This is a genomic window from Planococcus notacanthi (genome assembly GCF_030407825.1).
GTDB lineage: Bacteria > Bacillota > Bacilli > Bacillales_A > Planococcaceae > Planococcus > Planococcus notacanthi.
The window spans coordinates 73,388-89,932 of record NZ_JASDCQ010000005.1 but is presented as its reverse complement, the minus strand read 5'-3'; the positions used below and the strand labels follow the sequence as shown (position 1 = coordinate 89,932).

The following is a 16,545-nucleotide window of genomic DNA, read 5'->3' as shown; positions in this document are numbered from 1 at the left end:
CCTGAAAGCACAAGATGCTTTCAGGATTTTGCTTGGCGCTCCGCCATTTGTTCAGCTGTATAGATGATGTTCATCGGATTTCCCCCGACAAAAGCTCCAGCTGGCACATCTTTATGGACGAGCGTGGCAGCGGAAACAATCGCGCCGTTTCCGATGGTGATGCCGGGCAAAATCGTGGTATTTGCTCCGATCATGACGCGGTCTCCAATGACTACGTCGCCGAGCCGGTATTCATCTATTAAATATTCATGTGCCAAAATCGTCGTGTTATAGCCGATCACTGAATTTTTGCCGACCGTAATCCGCTCCGGAAACATAACATCCGGCATGACCATTAATGCAAAAGAGGAATGTTCACCAATTTTCATTTTAAGAAAAGTCTTGTACATCCAATTTTTCATCGGCAAAAACGGCGTATATCTGGCGGTTTGGATCACCATAAAATTTTTAGCCACCTTCCAGAAAGGAACCGTTTTGTAAATATGCCAAAGCGAGTTGGGGCCATCGACAAAATGCCGTTGTGTATTTCTCATTTCACTGCCTCTTTTGTCAGCTCCAATAAATCACTGATGTGCTGAAGCATATAATCGGGATTGAAACTAGCCAGGTAGTCTTCGCCTTTTGCTGACCAGGCAACGCCAGCCGTCCGGACTCCGGCATTTTTGCCGCCTTCAATATCATGCGAATTATCGCCGATCATCAAAGCTTCATCATGAGATGCAGCTAATTGTTCCAAAGCCAGATGCAAGGGTTCCGGGTCTGGTTTTGGATTGCTGACATGATCCAGGCCAATCAGCACATCGAAAACATCACTGACGCCCATCAGGTTTAGTCCATGACGGATTGTATCGCTTCTTTTAGTCGAGACGATCGCCATTTTCAGCCCTTGTGCTTTCAGCAGTCGCAGCGTTTCCGCCACACCGTCGTATTCTTCCACCAATTCATCGTGCATTGTCCGGTTCAAGGCGCGGTATTGTTCCGTCAACTCTTCCACACGCTCCGGATCAATCGCTGTAAATGTCTGTTTCAGCGACGGACCGATAAAATGCAGCACTTCTTCACGGCCAAAACGGCCAGGATAATGTTCATCCAATACTGCCAGAAAGGTCTGGATAATCAATTCATTGGTATCCAGCAAAGTGCCATCAAAATCGAACAATAACGTATTGATTTTTTTCGTCGTCACGTGGAAACCACACCCTTCTCTTTTTCTTCCGCTTTACGCCACATATAGGAAACGAAAATCGTTAAGGCCAAGGCGGTGACGACGCGAATCGCCAGCAGCGGCCATATCGGGATGCCGAGTGGAATAAAAATCAGCGTATCTTCCACGATGGCATGGCAGGCAACCAGGAAGATGAAGACCAAAGTCGCATCTTTTTTGCTGACGCCGTCTTCCTGCACTGCTTGAATCATCACACCCGCTCCCATGGCCAGCCCAAATATCAGTCCGGAAGCAAGTGTCAGGGAAGCGTTTTTTTCTACCCCCAGCAGGCGTGTCAACGGCCCCAGCATAGAGGATATTTTCTGAAGATACTGCTTGTCTTTCAAAATTTGAATCATGAGCATCAAGGGAATGACGATCATTGCCAATTGCAGAACGCCAAACGATGCTTTCTCAAGCCCGATCAGGAAAATCGCCAGCCAGCTTTCTGGCACAGCAGCAGCTTCAGGAGCAAAGCCATACTGTGCTATTTCGCCGCCGCCTTTCCAAAATAAATTGATCAGGATAGCGGACAGTCCAGCAAGACCGAAACGGACCACCAGCACTACCCACAGTTTGACGCCTACTTTCAGCGCTACGCCCGTCTCAATGAAAATATTATGTGAGAATGACAGCATGACGGCCAGAATAAACACTTCCTTGACCGTCAGTTCCAATGACAGGATACCGGCGATACCGGCATACAGATTCAGCGCGTTCCCCAGAACCAGCGGAATGGCGGCATCTCCACTTAAACCGAACAAGCCCATAATCGGCGCTACTAAATCAATGATAAAAGGCAGAACCGGTGTATATTGAAGCATGGTGACGAGGAGGGTAATCGGGAAAATGATCTTCCCCAATGACCAAGTCGTCTTCAATCCTGCTTTCAATCCATTTTTCAACGTTGACATCTGATCGCTTCTTTCCAGGTTATTTGTCTTTATAATGCGGCGGATTTTTGATTGCTACTCTGCGGTATATGATAAGCACCACAGCGATAACAACGGCAATAACCGAGACCAATTGTGCGGCACGAAGTTCACCGACCACATAGAGGCTGTCTGTCCGCATTCCTTCGATAAAGAAGCGGCCCACAGAATACCAAATCATATAGAAGAAAAACATTTCGCCACGCACCAAATTCACTTTACGCAGCAACAGCAAAATGATGATGCCCACCAGGCTCCACATGGATTCATACAGGAACGTCGGGTGGTAGTAAGCTCCATCTATGTACATATGATTGATGATCCAATCCGGAATGAACAGGTTTTCCAGAAACGTCCGTGACACTTCTCCGCCATGCGCTTCCTGGTTGATGAAATTGCCCCATCGGCCAATTGCCTGGCCGATCAGAATACTGGGTGCTAAGATATCTGCTACTTTCAAAAAGGAGGTATTGCGCTTTTTGGTGAACAGATAAGCCACAATCACCGATGCAATCAAAGCACCATGGATGGCGATTCCGCCATTCCAGATGGCAATGATTTCACCAGGATTGTCTTTGTAATGTTCCCATTCAAATGCTACATAGTAAATCCGGGCACCGACGATAGCCAACGGCACCGCCCAAATCAATAGATCCGTTAAATATTCAGGGTGCAATCCCCGCTTGACCATTTCACGCTGCCCCACCAGAAAGGCAATGACAATGCCTGTTGCGATGATGACGCCGTACCACCGGACCGAAATCGGACCGAGTGAAAACGCGACCGGGTCTATTGAAGCTAATATTGAAAACATCCTGTGCACCTACCCATTCGCTTAGTTTGTATCTTGAGCAATGACGTCATCCAAACGCTTAGAAAATTCTTCAGCGGCATTGACGCCCATCCGTTTGAGGCGGTAGTTCATCGCTGCCACTTCGATAATGACGGATAAGTTCCGTCCGGGACGAACAGGAATTGTCAGTTTCGTTAAGTGCGTGTCGATGATTTTCATCTTTTCCTCTTCCAGTCCAAGGCGGTCATAGGTCTTATCCGGATCCCACAGTTCCAGGTCAATGACCAGGGAAATTCGTTTAAAGGTACGGACAGCGCTCGCTCCAAATAAAGTCATAATATCGATGATGCCGACTCCACGGATTTCGAGAAGGTGTTCAATCAGTTTAGGCGGATGGCCAACCAGAGTATTTTCCCCTTCTTGGTGGATTTCTACGCAATCATCCGCTACCAGGCGATGGCCTTTTTTGACCAACTCAAGCGCCGTCTCACTTTTTCCGACGCCACTTTTTCCTGTCAGCAAGACGCCTACCCCATAAATATCAACCAAGACACCATGAATGGCTGTAGTCGGAGCCAATTGGCTTTCCAGGAAATTCGTCAACAAACTGGAGAAACGTGTGGTCGACATGGTCGTAGTCATCACCGGAACATGCCGATTGCTAGACGCGATAACCAATTCTTCCGGAACCGGAACGCCATGTGACACGATAATAGCCGGCGTATCGTCCGTGCACAGTTTCATCATGCGGTCCAACCGTTCTTTCGGTGTCAGCATGGCAAAAAAAGAAAGCTCGGTTTTGCCGAGCAATTGTACACGGTTTGCTGGATAATGAGTGAAATAGCCGGCCATTTCCAAACCGGGTCTTGAAATATCACTGATGGGAATATGGCGGCCGATGCCTTCTTCTCCGCTGATCAAATCCAGCTCGAACGTTTCCATCACTTGTTTTGTTGTTACTTGTCCCATTTATTACCCCTCATTCCTTATCCACATATTATTTCGAATTTTCATCGAAGTTGTTTTATTCCCATGCGGTTTGCTTTTATTTTAACATGGATAAAACAAATTTGAAGATTTTTGTCCCCTTTCCTCCTTTACCGAGCTATATATCCGGCAAAAGGAGGGTTTTCATCATGAAGATTATGATTGATGCCGGACACGGCCCTGAGACGCCAGGCAAGCGTTCACCGGATGGCAGACTAAGGGAATTCCATTTCAATTCTGCAGTGGCGGAAGAAGTCAAAAAGCGTTTATTTTTAGACGGCCATACTGTTTTTTTCAGCCATCAGGCGAATGTGGATGTTCCTTTGCACGAGCGTGTCAGTCTGGCCAATCGCTTGAAAGTGGACTTGTTCGTTTCCATCCATGCCAATGCCATGGGCCAAACATTCAATTCTGCCAATGGACTCGAAACTTTCACTTACACTCAGCCGCAAACAGCCACCCGCCAATTGGCTCAGTTTATCCAGAACTCACTGGTGTTGGCGACTGGACGAAAAGACCGCGGCGTCAAACAAGCTGATTTCGCTGTGCTGCGGGATACGCACATGCCGGCCATTTTAGTGGAATGTGGCTTTATGACCCATAAGCAGGAAGTTGAACTGCTTAAATCAGCCGCATACCGGAAAAGCTGTGCCCAAGGGATCTGTTTCGGAATTGCCTGTTTTGAAGCAAACCGTTTGCCCTTATCGAAGTGAGTTTGACTTATTGGAACGCGAAAGCCAAAGCGGCTTTCGCTTTTTTTCGTATTAGGGGCGATAGATTCTGCTAAACTGAAATTAAAGAGGTGATCTTATGAACAAAACCATTGGTATTCTTGCGCATGTTGATGCCGGCAAGACTACGTTCTCAGAACAATTGCTGTACCACACAAAAAGCATCCGTGAGCGTGGGCGGGTTGATCACCAAAATGCTTTTCTCGATAGCCACGCCATTGAAAAAAGCCGTGGCATCACTATTTTTGCTGACCAAGCCCATTTTTCCTTCAACAATTCAACTTACTTTCTGATAGATACACCCGGACATGTCGATTTTTCCCCAGAGATGGAACGTTCGATTCAAGTTATGGATTACGCTATTGTCATCATCAGTGCAGTCGATGGCATTGAAGGGCATACTGAAACCGTCTGGCAGTTGCTGCAAAAATATAAAGTACCGGTCTTTTTCTTTATTAACAAAGTAGATCGTGAAGGCGCAGACCCTTCCGCCGTACTCGATGAGATCCGCTTGAACTTCACCGATGATGCTTTCGATCTGACAAGCTCTTTTCATAACGGAACTATGACTGAAGAGCTGATAGAATTCATTGCTGAACGGGACGAAGCCTTGTTGACCCATTATCTGGAATCCGGATACGAAGAGACTCTTTGGTTGGAGGCTTTCCAACAGATGATCGCGGACAAGCGACTCTTTCCAGCTGCCAGCGGTTCTGCTTTGCAGGACACTGGCATCCGCGAATTCCTCATGCAATTGGACCTGTTGACGGTCGGTTCCTATTCCGAAAGCGAGGAATTCGGTGCGTTAATCTACAAAATCCGGCATGATGAAAACGGCAATCGCCTCAGTTTTCTCAAAGCATTCAGCGGAACGCTTCAAGTCCGCGATAAACTGATATATGGGACCAAGCGTCTTGAAGAAAAAGTCACACAAATCCGCCTATACAACGGACAGAAATTCCTGACAGCAGACCAAGTACAGGCAGGAGAACTGTTTGCTGTCTCCGGATTAACCGAAGCGTCCGTTGGCGATTCGGTGGGCGCCCTACAGGAGAAAGCTGATTTCGGTTTGGTTCCCACCTTGAAATCAACAGTCCTTTTTGATGCCTCCCTTTCTCCTAAAGAAGTGTTAACCAGCTTTCGGATGCTGGGTGCCGAAGATCCTTCCCTGTCTGTTTTTTGGGATGAGTATTTTCAACAAATCCAGATTCAAGTGATGGGAACCATTCAATTGGAAGTTCTTGAACAAGTTGTGCTGGAACGATTTGGTTATCGTGTCGGGTTCGGTAATCCAGAAATTCTTTACAAAGAAACCATTGCGTCTTCCGTCATGGGTTACGGACATTTTGAACCACTGCGGCATTATGCGGAAGTTCATCTGAAGTTGGAACCGGGAGAGCGCGGCAGCGGCTTTCAATTAGACAACACCTGCCATGCGGATGCTTTATCTGTCGGCCACCAAAACCTGGTTCTTCATCATTTGAATGAACGTGCACACCACGGTTTATTGACTGGTTCTCCGGTAACCGATGTCAAAGCGACTTTAGTGACCGGTCGCGGGCATAACCAGCACACGGCTGGCGGCGATTTTCGGGAAGCTGCATTCCGCGCACTTCGGCAAGGCTTGGAACAAGCACAAAATCGGTTGCTCGAACCGGTGTATCATTTCAAAATCAAAGTCAATACTGACCAGATGGGGAAAGTGCTGTCTGACATTCAACAGGCTTATGGCAGCTTTTCAGCGCCTGAAACAACAGGCCGGAAAACGATGATTACCGGCCGTGTTCCCGTTGCTACATTCATGAATTACAGTTCGGAATTCGCAGCATTTACTCATGGCAAAGGAGCGCTCAGCCTGCTGTTCGACGGGTATGATTTCTGTCATAATGAAGATGAAGTGATTGCCCGGATTGGGTATGACAAAAACGCAGATCCCCTCTACACTTCCACTTCCATCTTTTGTGCGAAAGGCCAAGGCTATAAAGTGCCATGGGATGAAGCTGAACAGGCTATGCATTGTCTGTAAGACCACATCCGACAGAAAAGAGGGATGGGCCATGTATGAACCAAAAACAAAAGAAAACGACGCCGACGTCATTGAATTCATCGAAGCGGTCGAAAATCCTAAAAAGCGGCAGGATGCATACAAGCTGCTGGAACTATTTGAACAGGCAAGCGGATTTCCAGCCAAAATGTGGGGATCGAGCATCATCGGCTTTGGTTCTTATCATTACGTGTACAAAACTGGCCATCAAGGAGATGCTCCATTAGTCGGTTTTTCTCCTCGCAAAGCGAAGATTAGCCTCTATTTTGCAACTGGAGACGAGAAACGCGAAACGCTTCTCGAGAAATTAGGCAAGCATACCAGCGGCAAAGCCTGTGTTTATATTAATAAAACAGAGGATATCGATCTCGAAACTCTAAAGCAATTGATTAAACAGTCGATTGATTTTCTGCAGGAACTTTATCCTGATGCACATTAAAAAGTCCGGATGGCCTTTATAGGCCGTCCGGACTTTTTCAATTCTACTTATCTGAGGAAGCTTTGATGCACAATAAAAAAGAACCGGCTTAGAATATCTGAGCCGGTTTCGAGATAATGGTTATTCAATGGTTAAATAGCGGAGCAGGACTGAGCCTGTTTTCGTTTCGCCATAGACCAATAAAGGAGCCGCAGCTGGTTCCGTTCCCTGTTTGGAGAAACGAATGGATTTCTGCATAAACTGTCCTTGTTCATGGGTGCTGTCGATGTCCGACAGCAGTACATCCATTTTGCCCAAGTTCGAAGAAACTTCACCTTTCAGCGGCAAATGAGAAGGGATGTAAAGCTCGACATTGCCAGCCAAAGTTTTTGTTTCCAACTTGCGCGCTTCTTTGCATCTTGTAGTGGCAACAATATTGCCGTTCAACGATTTGGAAACGATTGTTTGAATATCGCCATCGATGTAGATACGGCCATTCAAGGTTTCGGCTTCCAGTACTTTTCCTTTTGTTTCCTGTACATGGATAGCACCATTGGCCGTTTCCAGTTCAGCATCGTCAAACTCCACATGCTTCAAATCGACTTTGCCATTTGCTGTTTTCACTTTGATCAGAGCAGCATCGACGCGTTTCATTGCAAAACCACCATTGAACAAGCGAGCAGTGATGTGCTCGTAAGAAGCTTCCGGCACGTACAATACAACATTCACTTGAGTAGTCTTCAAGTCACTGATGATGCGCAACTTGTGGTCATCAGCTATAAAGACGAACTTATCAAGAAAATCTGCTTTAGCCTGAGCCGGCGATTCTGAGCGATATGCTTTAACGCTGCATTCTGCACGCAGCAACCCGTCCTGCGACGGGAATATTTCCAATTGGCCGTTTGCGATATCCGCAATGATTGTATTGAGGTCTGTTATTTCTTCACTAAAGGTGTGGGTGAATTGAACTGCTTCACCAAATGGAGAATCGAATTCCATCGTTTTTAACTTGCCGACAGATGTTTGCATGAAGTCCATCATGCGGCCACCTAAATCGTTGAAATCGCGGGAAACATTTTTCGAGACATTTTTTGAGACATTTTTCGAAAAGTCTTTCGATACTTTCTTCATAATATCTTCAGGTCTGAAAAATCCGCGTTTCCCTGATTTTTCTCTCTGGTTGTTGCGGCCGTAATCCGGCTCATTTGAAGAACTGCTGCCATCTATAGCGCGCAGCAACTCAACGGCTTCCCGCGCTGAAATTGTACCGTTCTCAACCATGTCCAAAATGCGTTCTTTTTCGCTTTGCATGTATTGTGGCCTCCTCATTGTCTGGTTGCAGGCAAGCAGATGCTTACCTGAACAAGCAGATCTTTTCTTCTAAATGATACGTTTGGCAGCCCGAAAAGTTTCACTTAACTACTTTTTTCCTGCGGCTTGCTCCTTTAACCTTAGCATCCATACGCGCCCGATCCCGTTCAAGAATCGGTTTCAAGTACTTCCCGGTATAAGAGCTTTCGACAGCCGCAATCTCTTCCGGTGTGCCTGTCGCTAAGATGGTTCCACCGTTGTCTCCACCTTCAGGCCCCAAGTCAATGATATGGTCCGCCGTCTTGATGACGTCCAAATTGTGCTCAATCGTCAAAACGGTATCGCCATTATCCACAAGACGCTGCAGAACCAACAGCAAACGTGAAATATCGTCTGCATGTAACCCCGTCGTCGGTTCATCCAGAATATAAAAGGACTTGCCATTCGAACGCTTATGCAGCTCGGATGCCAGCTTGACGCGCTGCGCTTCGCCTCCGGACAGAGTCGTTGCAGGTTGCCCAAGTGTCAGATAGCCAAGTCCCACGTCTACAACCGTCTTCAATTTACGGCTGATTTTCGGGATATTCTCGAAAAATACAGCAGCGTCTTCTGCTGTCATGTCCAGGATATCGGAAATGTTTTTGTTTTTGTACTTCACTTCCAAGGTTTCCCGGTTATAGCGTTTGCCATGGCAAATTTCGCAAGGCACATAGACATCCGGAAGGAAATGCATTTCTATTTTTATAATACCATCTCCGCGGCAAGCTTCACAGCGACCGCCCTTGACATTAAAGCTGAAACGGCCTTTTTTATAGCCGCGGACTTTAGCTTCATTGGTCGTAGCGTAGACATCACGGATGTCATCGAAAACGCCGGTATAGGTTGCTGGGTTTGACCGTGGCGTCCGGCCGATTGGAGACTGGTTGATATCAATGACCCGTTCAAGCCCTTCAGTGCCTTCAATTGAATCAAAATGGCCCGGTTTGGCTTTGGCCCGGTTCAAGCGATGGGCCAGTGTTTTGTATAGAATTTCATTGATGAGTGTACTTTTTCCTGAACCTGAAACGCCGGTTACGGCAGTGAACAAACCAAGCGGAATATCAACATCCACCTTTTTCAAGTTGTTTTGGTTGGCCCCGCGTATCGTAATTTTACGGTCGTCCGGCATTCTTCTTTCAGCCGGCAATGGAATAAATTTCTTGCCGCTTAAGTATTGGCCTGTCAACGACTTTTTGTTTTTCATGACCTTTTCAGGAGTTCCGGCAGCAATGATTTCACCGCCATGGACACCTGCTCCCGGCCCGACATCGATCAGGTAGTCAGCGGCCAGCATAGTATCTTCATCATGCTCAACGACAATCAATGTATTGCCGATGTCCCGCATGCTTTTCAAGGTTTCAATCAGCCGGTCATTATCGCGTTGGTGCAGGCCGATTGAGGGTTCATCCAAAATGTATAAAACACCGGTCAGCCTTGAACCGATTTGGGTTGCCAGGCGGATACGCTGTGCTTCCCCTCCGGACAAAGTGCCGGATGCCCGGTTCAAGGTCAGGTAATCAAGACCAACATTGATCAGGAATCCAATGCGCTCCTGAATTTCCCGAATGATCAATTTGGCGATTTGAGCGTCTTTTTCAGACAGGACCAATCCATCAAAAAATTCATTGGCTTCAATGATCGAAAACTCGGTTACTTTACCGATGTGCACGTCATTGACCTTAACGGCCAACGTCTCCGGTTTCAACCGGTAGCCTTCACAAACGGTGCATGGCTGTTCACCCATGTATTTCTCCATCTGATCACGGATATAATCTGAGGACGTTTCCCGGTAACGGCGATCGACGTTGGATAGCACGCCTTCAAAATAGATGTGGTTATCCCGGATCTGTCCGTAATCATTTTCATAGCGGAAACGGATCTTGTCATTTCCTGAGCCGCGCATAATCACGTTGATATGTTCTTCCGGCAGCTCGCTGACAGGAACATCCATATCAATCTTATAATGCTGGCAAATCGCTTTCAGCAACTGCGGATAATATTGGGAACTGGTCGGCTGCCAAGGCACGATCGCACCTTTATTCAAAGATACGCTCCAATCAGGGATGACCAGTTCGGGGTCAACTTCCAGCTTCATGCCGAGGCCGTCACATTCAGGACAGGCTCCGAAAGGCGAGTTGAATGAAAACATTTTCGGTTCCAATTCACCGATTGAGAATCCACAGATCGGGCAGGCATGATGTTCGCTGAAAAGCAATTCTTCCTCTCCCATAACATCAATCAGTACCCGTCCTTCTCCCAAACGCAAAGCGGATTCCAATGAATCGCTGAGCCGCGGCGCAATGTTCTCTTTCATGACGATGCGGTCGATGACCACTTCAATCGAATGTTTTTTATTTTTATCAAGCGTGATGTCATCATCCAGATCAATCAATTCCCCATTGACACGAACCCGGACATAGCCTTGTTTTTTAACGTCTTCCAGCAGCTTGACATGCGTTCCTTTTCGGCCCGAAACAATCGGTGCCAAAATCTGCATTTTTGTACGATCCGGATAGACAACCAAACGATCGACCATCTCTTCAATTGTTTGAGATGAAATTTCGATGCCATGATTGGGGCAGATCGGTTTGCCGATCCGTGCATACATTAAACGCATGTAATCATATATTTCCGTTACCGTCGCTACTGTGGAACGCGGATTCTTGCTGGTGGTCTTCTGATCGATGGAAATGGCCGGTGACAAGCCTTCGATCAAATCGACATCCGGCTTATCCATCTGTCCTAAGAATTGGCGGGCATAAGAAGACAAAGATTCTACATAACGCCGTTGTCCTTCAGCATAAATCGTATCAAATGCTAATGATGATTTGCCTGAGCCCGAAAGCCCGGTCATGACCACAAGTTTATCGCGCGGAATGACAACGTCTATATTTTTTAAATTGTGCGCACGTGCGCCTTGTATCCGTATTTCCTGATTTTTCAAGTTTCATCACCCTTCCGCTTTCAATTCAAGCACTGTATCGCGCAGCTCTGCAGCCCGTTCGAAATCAAGCGCTTTTGCCGCTTCTTTCATCTCTGTTTCAAGCAGCGTAATCAGCTTCATGCGATCTTCTTTGTTGAGCTTTTTGCCCGAAACCGCTTTTGAAACATATTCCTCGGACTCTTCCGCTGCAACAGTGGCACGGATGACATCACGGATTTTCTTCTGTATGGTGACTGGCGTAATGCCATGTTTTTCATTATATGCAGCTTGAATCGTACGGCGGCGGGTGGTTTCATCCATCGCCTTTTGCATGGAATCCGTCACTCTGTCCGCGTACATAATGACGTGTCCATGTGCATTTCGTGCCGCCCGTCCCATTGTTTGGATAAGGGAGCGTTCCGAACGAAGGAACCCTTCTTTATCAGCATCCAAAATGGTCACTAAAGATACTTCCGGGATATCCAATCCTTCACGCAACAGGTTAATCCCGACGAGCACATCGTAAACGCCCATCCGCAGTTCTCTTATGATTTCGATCCGCTCAAGCGTTTTGATCTCAGAATGCAGGTAATTGACTTTGATGCCGGCATCTTTCAAATAGGCTGTTAAATCTTCGGACATTTTCTTGGTCAATGTCGTTACCAGTACGCGCTCATTATTCTCTGCACGCTGGCGAATTTCATACATCAAGTCATCTATCTGCCCTTCAATCGGACGGATTTCGATGGTCGGGTCAAGCAATCCGGTCGGACGGATAATCTGTTCAACCATTTCCGGAGTATGTTCCATTTCGTAAGGGCCTGGCGTTGCCGATACAAAAACTGCTTGGTTAATATGCTCTTCGAATTCATCGAACGTCAATGGACGATTATCCATTGCTGAAGGCAGACGGAAACCATAATCAACCAATACTTTTTTCCGTGCCTGGTCACCATTGAACATTCCGCGTACTTGCGGCAGCGTTACATGGCTCTCATCCACGACCAATAGAAAGTCCTCTGGGAAATAATCAATCAATGTATAAGGCTGTGCGCCTGGTGGGCGAAGCGTCAAATGGCGGGAGTAGTTTTCAATGCCGGAGCAGAAGCCCATCTCACGCATCATTTCCAAGTCATAGCGCGTACGCTGTTCTAAGCGCTGCGCTTCCAGCAATTTGTCTTCGGCGCGCATTTCTTTCAGGCGCGCTTCCAATTCCTCTTCTATGTTTGCTATCGCTTTAATCATTTTGTCTTCACGTGTTACGAAGTGGGATGCCGGGAAAATGGCAACATGGTCGCGTTCGCCAATAATTTCACCCGTTAATGCATCAACTTCACGAATCCGGTCAATTTCATCACCAAAAAATTCGACGCGCAAACATCTTTCGTCACGTGAGGCCGGGAAGATTTCAACAACATCTCCACGAACGCGGAAAGTTCCGCGAATAAAATTAATGTCGTTGCGCTCATATTGAACATCCACTAGCTTCCGCAACAACTGGTTGCGTTCGATTTCCATTCCTTTACGCAAAGAAACGACCAATTCGCGGTATTCCTTCGGTGAACCAAGGCCGTAAATACAGGATACCGATGCAATGACGATGACATCGTCCCGCTCAAATAAGGAGCTTGTCGCTGAGTGGCGCAGCTTGTCGATTTCGTCATTGATGCTGGCATCTTTTTCAATGAACGTATCCGACTGAGGAACATACGCTTCCGGCTGATAATAATCGTAATAACTGACAAAATACTCTACTGCGTTATCAGGAAAAAATTCCTTGAATTCGCTGTAGAGCTGACCTGCCAATGTTTTATTGTGGGCCATGACCAGCGTCGGCTTTTTGACCTGCTGAATGACATTCGACATCGTATAGGTCTTACCTGTTCCTGTCGCTCCCAATAAAGTCTGACAACGCTTGCCGTTGATGATGCCTTGCGTCAATTCGGCAATCGCCTGCGGTTGATCGCCGGCCGGTTCATAGGGAGCTTGAAGATTGAATTCCTGTTTCATGATAAGACGTCCTTCCCTTATTTCGTTACTTCTACTTTAACATATGCCCTAAAAAACCACTAACAAAAAGCGAACGTATGTTTTTTATAAGGAAATCCGCAAAAAAAAGACAGTCCACAGACATAAAGCATAAACAACCTCTTCTCTCGCCACTTTCTATTTTTGAAAACAAAAAAGGAAGCCGGTTGGATTCCCGCTTCCTTTTTTATGGCTTTTTTACAGCCATTTATTCTGTTTCTTCATGCTGCAATGTCTGTAATTGAGCAGTATATATAGTAAATGCTTTTTGATCTTTGTTATCCAGGGCTTCGTCGATTAGGGCCATAAGCTGTGCTTCTTGTTGGGAGCGGTGCACATGTTTCAAGAACAGATCCAAATAGATGTCGTTCAGCAGTTTTTCCGCTTCCGTGATTTTTTTTGTTTGAGCCATCGCTTTCATGAAATCAGCATAAGAATAATAGTTTTCCATTCTTCTTCACCCCGAATGCTTTTCATTAGTATACATGAAGCAAATAGAAAAAATCAAGATTTATTTGAAAATTCCAACCAAATAGAAAATATTTTATTTTCAATCTAATGTGCATTGTGCAATTTCCATTTTTCATTATAATAAGGTATGTAAAGTAAATTTAGGGGGTTATTCTTCATGAGCAAAAAGAATCACAGGCCGCTTTCTTATACAATCTGCGCAAATACGTATGCCCTTTTACCCTATACGGATGGACATCGCACCTGTCTGCGCGTAATCGAAGACCGTAATGAATTTGTGGTTGAAGAAACGGTTTATAAAACAGTGACCACTTCCTGCCGGTTCTACCGTGCCTCTCTTGAAAGCGCCACTCTTTATGCCCAAAAAGCGGTCGGCGTAAAACATAAGCCACCCATCATCATTGGTGAGTATTATGGCAATCCGCTTATTTTCTTCCCGACACACTCTCCAAAGAATAAGGAATGCGTCTGGTTCAATTATGACGCCATTGACCTCATTGAAAGTGACAGCAGCGGCAAAGGCAGCATTATCTACTTAAGCAATGGTGAAACCGTATATTTGGATGTCTCGCCTATCGCTTTGCGAAATCAGCATTCATTTGCCGGATCCCTGCGCCGGTATTTCAAAAAAGCTCAACGAGTCCATAACCATCCGATGGCTTATGTGACAAAACGGACGTTTGCTCCACGTAAAGAACAGCCGCGGGATTGACTGCCTTTCCAAGATTGCACTCTCTTTCAGTAAATACAAAACTCCCTTGCTGCGCAACGCCTCCATATCCCACCTTATGCATATGGACCTTCGCTTTCTCCAGCTTTTTCACAAGACGTATTTCCGCTCCATCCACTAGCTCCAGATCATCAGCGAATTAACTGAAAAGAGTTGCCGCCTGCAGTCACTAAATGTGAAGGCAGGCGGCAACTCTTTATTGTTTCATGCATCTCTAGAAAAAATTTAACTATTATGTTGACCTTATTTGATCGACCGGTACACCCATAAGGAGCCGACGAAAAATACCGACGAAACCCAAAGGTAAGGTTCGTTCCAGAACCAGATTGAAATGGACATCCCCGAAAACGATAGAATGGTGAATATTCCAGCAAACATCCGGGATTGCAGATTTCTGCGGTGCTCCCGTTCCCGGCCGTCCCGATTTTCAAGGTAATGGCGCATCCGTTCAGGCTCTTCCAAATAGTTGATGACTTTCTGCGGCAATACCCGCAACGGACCCGTGGCATTCAACACCCAACGAAGGACATCTTCTTTGCCAAAGAGGCCTTTGCCTTCTTTTTGTGAAGAAGCCCATTCCAGGATTCGTGGACGGGCAAGCGCCAACAGATCCACATTGGGATCCAAAACATGAAGAACGCCGACGAATATCGAGGCCGCTCTGCCAAAAAAGGCAAATTCCGCGGGCAATTGAACCGGTTGGGTCCGAACGATTTCCTGCATGTCGTTGAGCAGGCGTTCCACAACAAAACTGTCCATCTGTGACAGCTCATTGGATTCATAGGCTGTGACGAGCCGTGAAATAGCATCTCCTAGAATTTTACGGTCCGCCTGCGGCAAAAGAAACCGCAGCTCTTCAAGCGAATCCAACACTTGATCGTAATTCTTAAAAATGACGCCTTCCGCCGCTCTTAACACCGCCTGGGAGTCTTTTTGTGTGATGGTGCCGATCATCCCGAAATCGATCAGGACGATTCCGCCATCCGGTTCCAATAGGATATTCCCGCCGTGCGGATCTGCATGGAACTGGCCGCCGTACAATACCTGCTCCAGGAATAAAATAAATAGCCGCTCGGAAATTTCATGGCGATCCAGTTCATTCTTTTCAATAAAGGCTAAATCTGTGATGCGTGCGCCTTCGATCCATTCCATGACCAGTACACGGCGCGTCGTGAATTCATCGAAATACAGCGGGATGCGCACACCTTCCATCGAATCGAAACGATCAGCAAAGGCGCGGCCATTTTGAAGTTCTTTGAGGAAATTCAATTCAGCGCCGATGGTTTCTGTCATTTCCACATACAGTAATTTAAAGTCGATTTGCTTCGCGAATGGCGTGAATTTTTCGGCCATCCAGATAACGATGCGGATGGCTTTGAAGTCCGCACGCAAAATGCGGTCTGTACCCGGCCGTTGGACTTTAACGGCTACTTCCATGCCGTTTTTCAATACCGCTTTATACACTTCCCCAATAGAAGCGGATGCTACTGCTGAATCCGATAATTGATCCAGGTAATTTGTATGAGGCGTATTCCACTCCTGCTCCAATACCGAAACGATGCTTTTCCGTGGTACCGAAGGGACACGGTCAGTCAACCCTTCCAGTTCGGCAAGAAATGTCGGCGGCATGATGTCAGCGCGCGTCGACAAGAATTGGCCAAGTTTGATCATCAAGCCACCCAGTTTTAATGCCAGGTTCTTATACTCTTTCGCTTGCTTGGTTATCATGTCATTCCATCTCTTTTCAACCAGCGGGCTCCAATTTCCACGATTTCTTCTTTGGAAGAACGTCACCTGCAAAAAGATTTTGACTGCCAGCCAGACAATCCGGAAGATGCGGATAAATGTAATTTGATTCATAAGTGCGGTCCCTCCCATGGAATTCATTATAGAGACAGATGGCGAAATAGTCCAAAAAGTGGTATGTTTTTTAC

Annotated in this window: 14 protein-coding genes; 4 read left to right on the top strand and 10 right to left on the bottom strand. The window is 46.5% G+C overall.

The annotated features are described in order from the left end of the window. Positions 1 to 20: 20 nt before the first annotated feature. From QMA01_RS15830 to hprK, 5 genes are read right to left on the bottom strand one after another with little or no spacing between them, the layout of a single operon-like run. Complete coding sequence (locus QMA01_RS15830; RefSeq protein ID WP_191716569.1) at positions 21 to 533, bottom strand: acyltransferase; 513 nt, start codon at positions 531 to 533, stop codon at positions 21 to 23. Next, positions 530 to 1,186, bottom strand: coding sequence for a pyrophosphatase PpaX (ppaX, locus tag QMA01_RS15825; RefSeq protein WP_191716570.1), 657 nt, complete (start codon positions 1,184 to 1,186; stop codon positions 530 to 532). The genes QMA01_RS15830 and ppaX overlap by 4 nt, the downstream gene beginning before the upstream one ends. Then, a complete protein-coding gene (locus QMA01_RS15820) occupies positions 1,183 to 2,118 on the bottom strand; it encodes a nucleoside recognition domain-containing protein (RefSeq protein ID WP_191716571.1) in 936 nt (311 codons plus the stop codon). The genes ppaX and QMA01_RS15820 overlap by 4 nt, the downstream gene beginning before the upstream one ends. Before the next feature lie 19 nt (positions 2,119 to 2,137). Further along, positions 2,138 to 2,950, bottom strand: a complete 813-nt coding sequence (lgt, locus tag QMA01_RS15815; RefSeq protein ID WP_191716572.1) for a prolipoprotein diacylglyceryl transferase — start codon at positions 2,948 to 2,950, stop codon at positions 2,138 to 2,140. Between the two features lie 21 nt (positions 2,951 to 2,971). After that, positions 2,972 to 3,898, bottom strand: a complete 927-nt coding sequence (gene hprK, locus QMA01_RS15810; RefSeq protein ID WP_191716573.1) for an HPr(Ser) kinase/phosphatase — start codon at positions 3,896 to 3,898, stop codon at positions 2,972 to 2,974. Positions 3,899 to 4,065: 167 nt separating this feature from the next. Here hprK and QMA01_RS15805 point away from each other — a divergent pair, with 167 nt between their 5' ends. The 3 genes from QMA01_RS15805 (at position 4,066) to QMA01_RS15795 (ending at position 7,130) form a co-directional block, all read left to right on the top strand. Next, positions 4,066 to 4,629: an N-acetylmuramoyl-L-alanine amidase family protein gene (locus QMA01_RS15805; protein ID WP_191716574.1), complete on the top strand. Its 564-nt coding sequence runs from the start codon at positions 4,066 to 4,068 to the stop codon at positions 4,627 to 4,629. 97 nt (positions 4,630 to 4,726) lie between these two features. Beyond that, positions 4,727 to 6,673 carry an elongation factor G gene (locus QMA01_RS15800; RefSeq protein ID WP_290215468.1) on the top strand — a complete coding sequence of 649 codons (1,947 nt, stop codon included), beginning with the start codon at positions 4,727 to 4,729 and terminating at the stop codon, positions 6,671 to 6,673. A 31-nt stretch (positions 6,674 to 6,704) separates the two neighbouring features. Then, positions 6,705 to 7,130 carry a DUF1801 domain-containing protein gene (locus QMA01_RS15795; protein ID WP_290215467.1) on the top strand — a complete coding sequence of 142 codons (426 nt, stop codon included), beginning with the start codon at positions 6,705 to 6,707 and terminating at the stop codon, positions 7,128 to 7,130. Positions 7,131 to 7,250: 120 nt separating this feature from the next. Here QMA01_RS15795 and QMA01_RS15790 read toward each other — a convergent pair whose 3' ends face one another. The 4 genes from QMA01_RS15790 to QMA01_RS15775 all read right to left on the bottom strand — a co-directional run bounded on the left by QMA01_RS15790 (position 7,251) and on the right by QMA01_RS15775 (position 13,861). Beyond that, entirely contained in the window at positions 7,251 to 8,420 is a 1,170-nt protein-coding gene (locus QMA01_RS15790; protein ID WP_191716577.1) for a DUF4097 family beta strand repeat-containing protein, read from the bottom strand. Positions 8,421 to 8,520: 100 nt separating this feature from the next. Further along, complete coding sequence (gene uvrA, locus QMA01_RS15785) at positions 8,521 to 11,403, bottom strand: excinuclease ABC subunit UvrA (protein ID WP_290215466.1); 2,883 nt, start codon at positions 11,401 to 11,403, stop codon at positions 8,521 to 8,523. A gap of 6 nt (positions 11,404 to 11,409) precedes the next feature. Then, complete coding sequence (uvrB, locus tag QMA01_RS15780) at positions 11,410 to 13,392, bottom strand: excinuclease ABC subunit UvrB (protein ID WP_290215465.1); 1,983 nt, start codon at positions 13,390 to 13,392, stop codon at positions 11,410 to 11,412. A gap of 226 nt (positions 13,393 to 13,618) precedes the next feature. After that, on the bottom strand, positions 13,619 to 13,861 hold the full coding sequence (locus QMA01_RS15775; RefSeq protein ID WP_191716580.1) for an IDEAL domain-containing protein: 243 nt from the start codon (positions 13,859 to 13,861) through the stop codon (positions 13,619 to 13,621). Positions 13,862 to 14,038: 177 nt separating this feature from the next. Between QMA01_RS15775 and QMA01_RS15770 the strand changes: the two genes are divergently transcribed. Beyond that, positions 14,039 to 14,593, top strand: coding sequence for a competence protein ComK (locus tag QMA01_RS15770; RefSeq protein WP_191716581.1), 555 nt, complete (start codon positions 14,039 to 14,041; stop codon positions 14,591 to 14,593). Positions 14,594 to 14,854: 261 nt separating this feature from the next. Here QMA01_RS15770 and QMA01_RS15765 read toward each other — a convergent pair whose 3' ends face one another. Then, positions 14,855 to 16,471: an ABC1 kinase family protein gene (locus QMA01_RS15765; RefSeq protein WP_191716582.1), complete on the bottom strand. Its 1,617-nt coding sequence runs from the start codon at positions 16,469 to 16,471 to the stop codon at positions 14,855 to 14,857. Positions 16,472 to 16,545: the final 74 nt, after the last annotated feature.

Coding starts and splice junctions, on each gene's coding strand:
- lgt (WP_191716572.1), bottom strand. CDS start 2,950: ATGTTTTCAATATTAGCTTCAATAGACCCGGTCGCGTTTTCACTCGGT.
- QMA01_RS15765 (WP_191716582.1), bottom strand. CDS start 16,471: ATGAATCAAATTACATTTATCCGCATCTTCCGGATTGTCTGGCTGGCA.
- QMA01_RS15820 (WP_191716571.1), bottom strand. CDS start 2,118: ATGTCAACGTTGAAAAATGGATTGAAAGCAGGATTGAAGACGACTTGG.
- QMA01_RS15790 (WP_191716577.1), bottom strand. CDS start 8,420: ATGCAAAGCGAAAAAGAACGCATTTTGGACATGGTTGAGAACGGTACA.
- QMA01_RS15800 (WP_290215468.1), top strand. CDS start 4,727: ATGAACAAAACCATTGGTATTCTTGCGCATGTTGATGCCGGCAAGACT.
- QMA01_RS15770 (WP_191716581.1), top strand. CDS start 14,039: ATGAGCAAAAAGAATCACAGGCCGCTTTCTTATACAATCTGCGCAAAT.
- QMA01_RS15775 (WP_191716580.1), bottom strand. CDS start 13,861: ATGGAAAACTATTATTCTTATGCTGATTTCATGAAAGCGATGGCTCAA.
- QMA01_RS15795 (WP_290215467.1), top strand. CDS start 6,705: ATGTATGAACCAAAAACAAAAGAAAACGACGCCGACGTCATTGAATTC.
- QMA01_RS15830 (WP_191716569.1), bottom strand. CDS start 533: ATGAGAAATACACAACGGCATTTTGTCGATGGCCCCAACTCGCTTTGG.
- hprK (WP_191716573.1), bottom strand. CDS start 3,898: ATGGGACAAGTAACAACAAAACAAGTGATGGAAACGTTCGAGCTGGAT.
- QMA01_RS15805 (WP_191716574.1), top strand. CDS start 4,066: ATGAAGATTATGATTGATGCCGGACACGGCCCTGAGACGCCAGGCAAG.
- uvrB (WP_290215465.1), bottom strand. CDS start 13,392: ATGAAACAGGAATTCAATCTTCAAGCTCCCTATGAACCGGCCGGCGAT.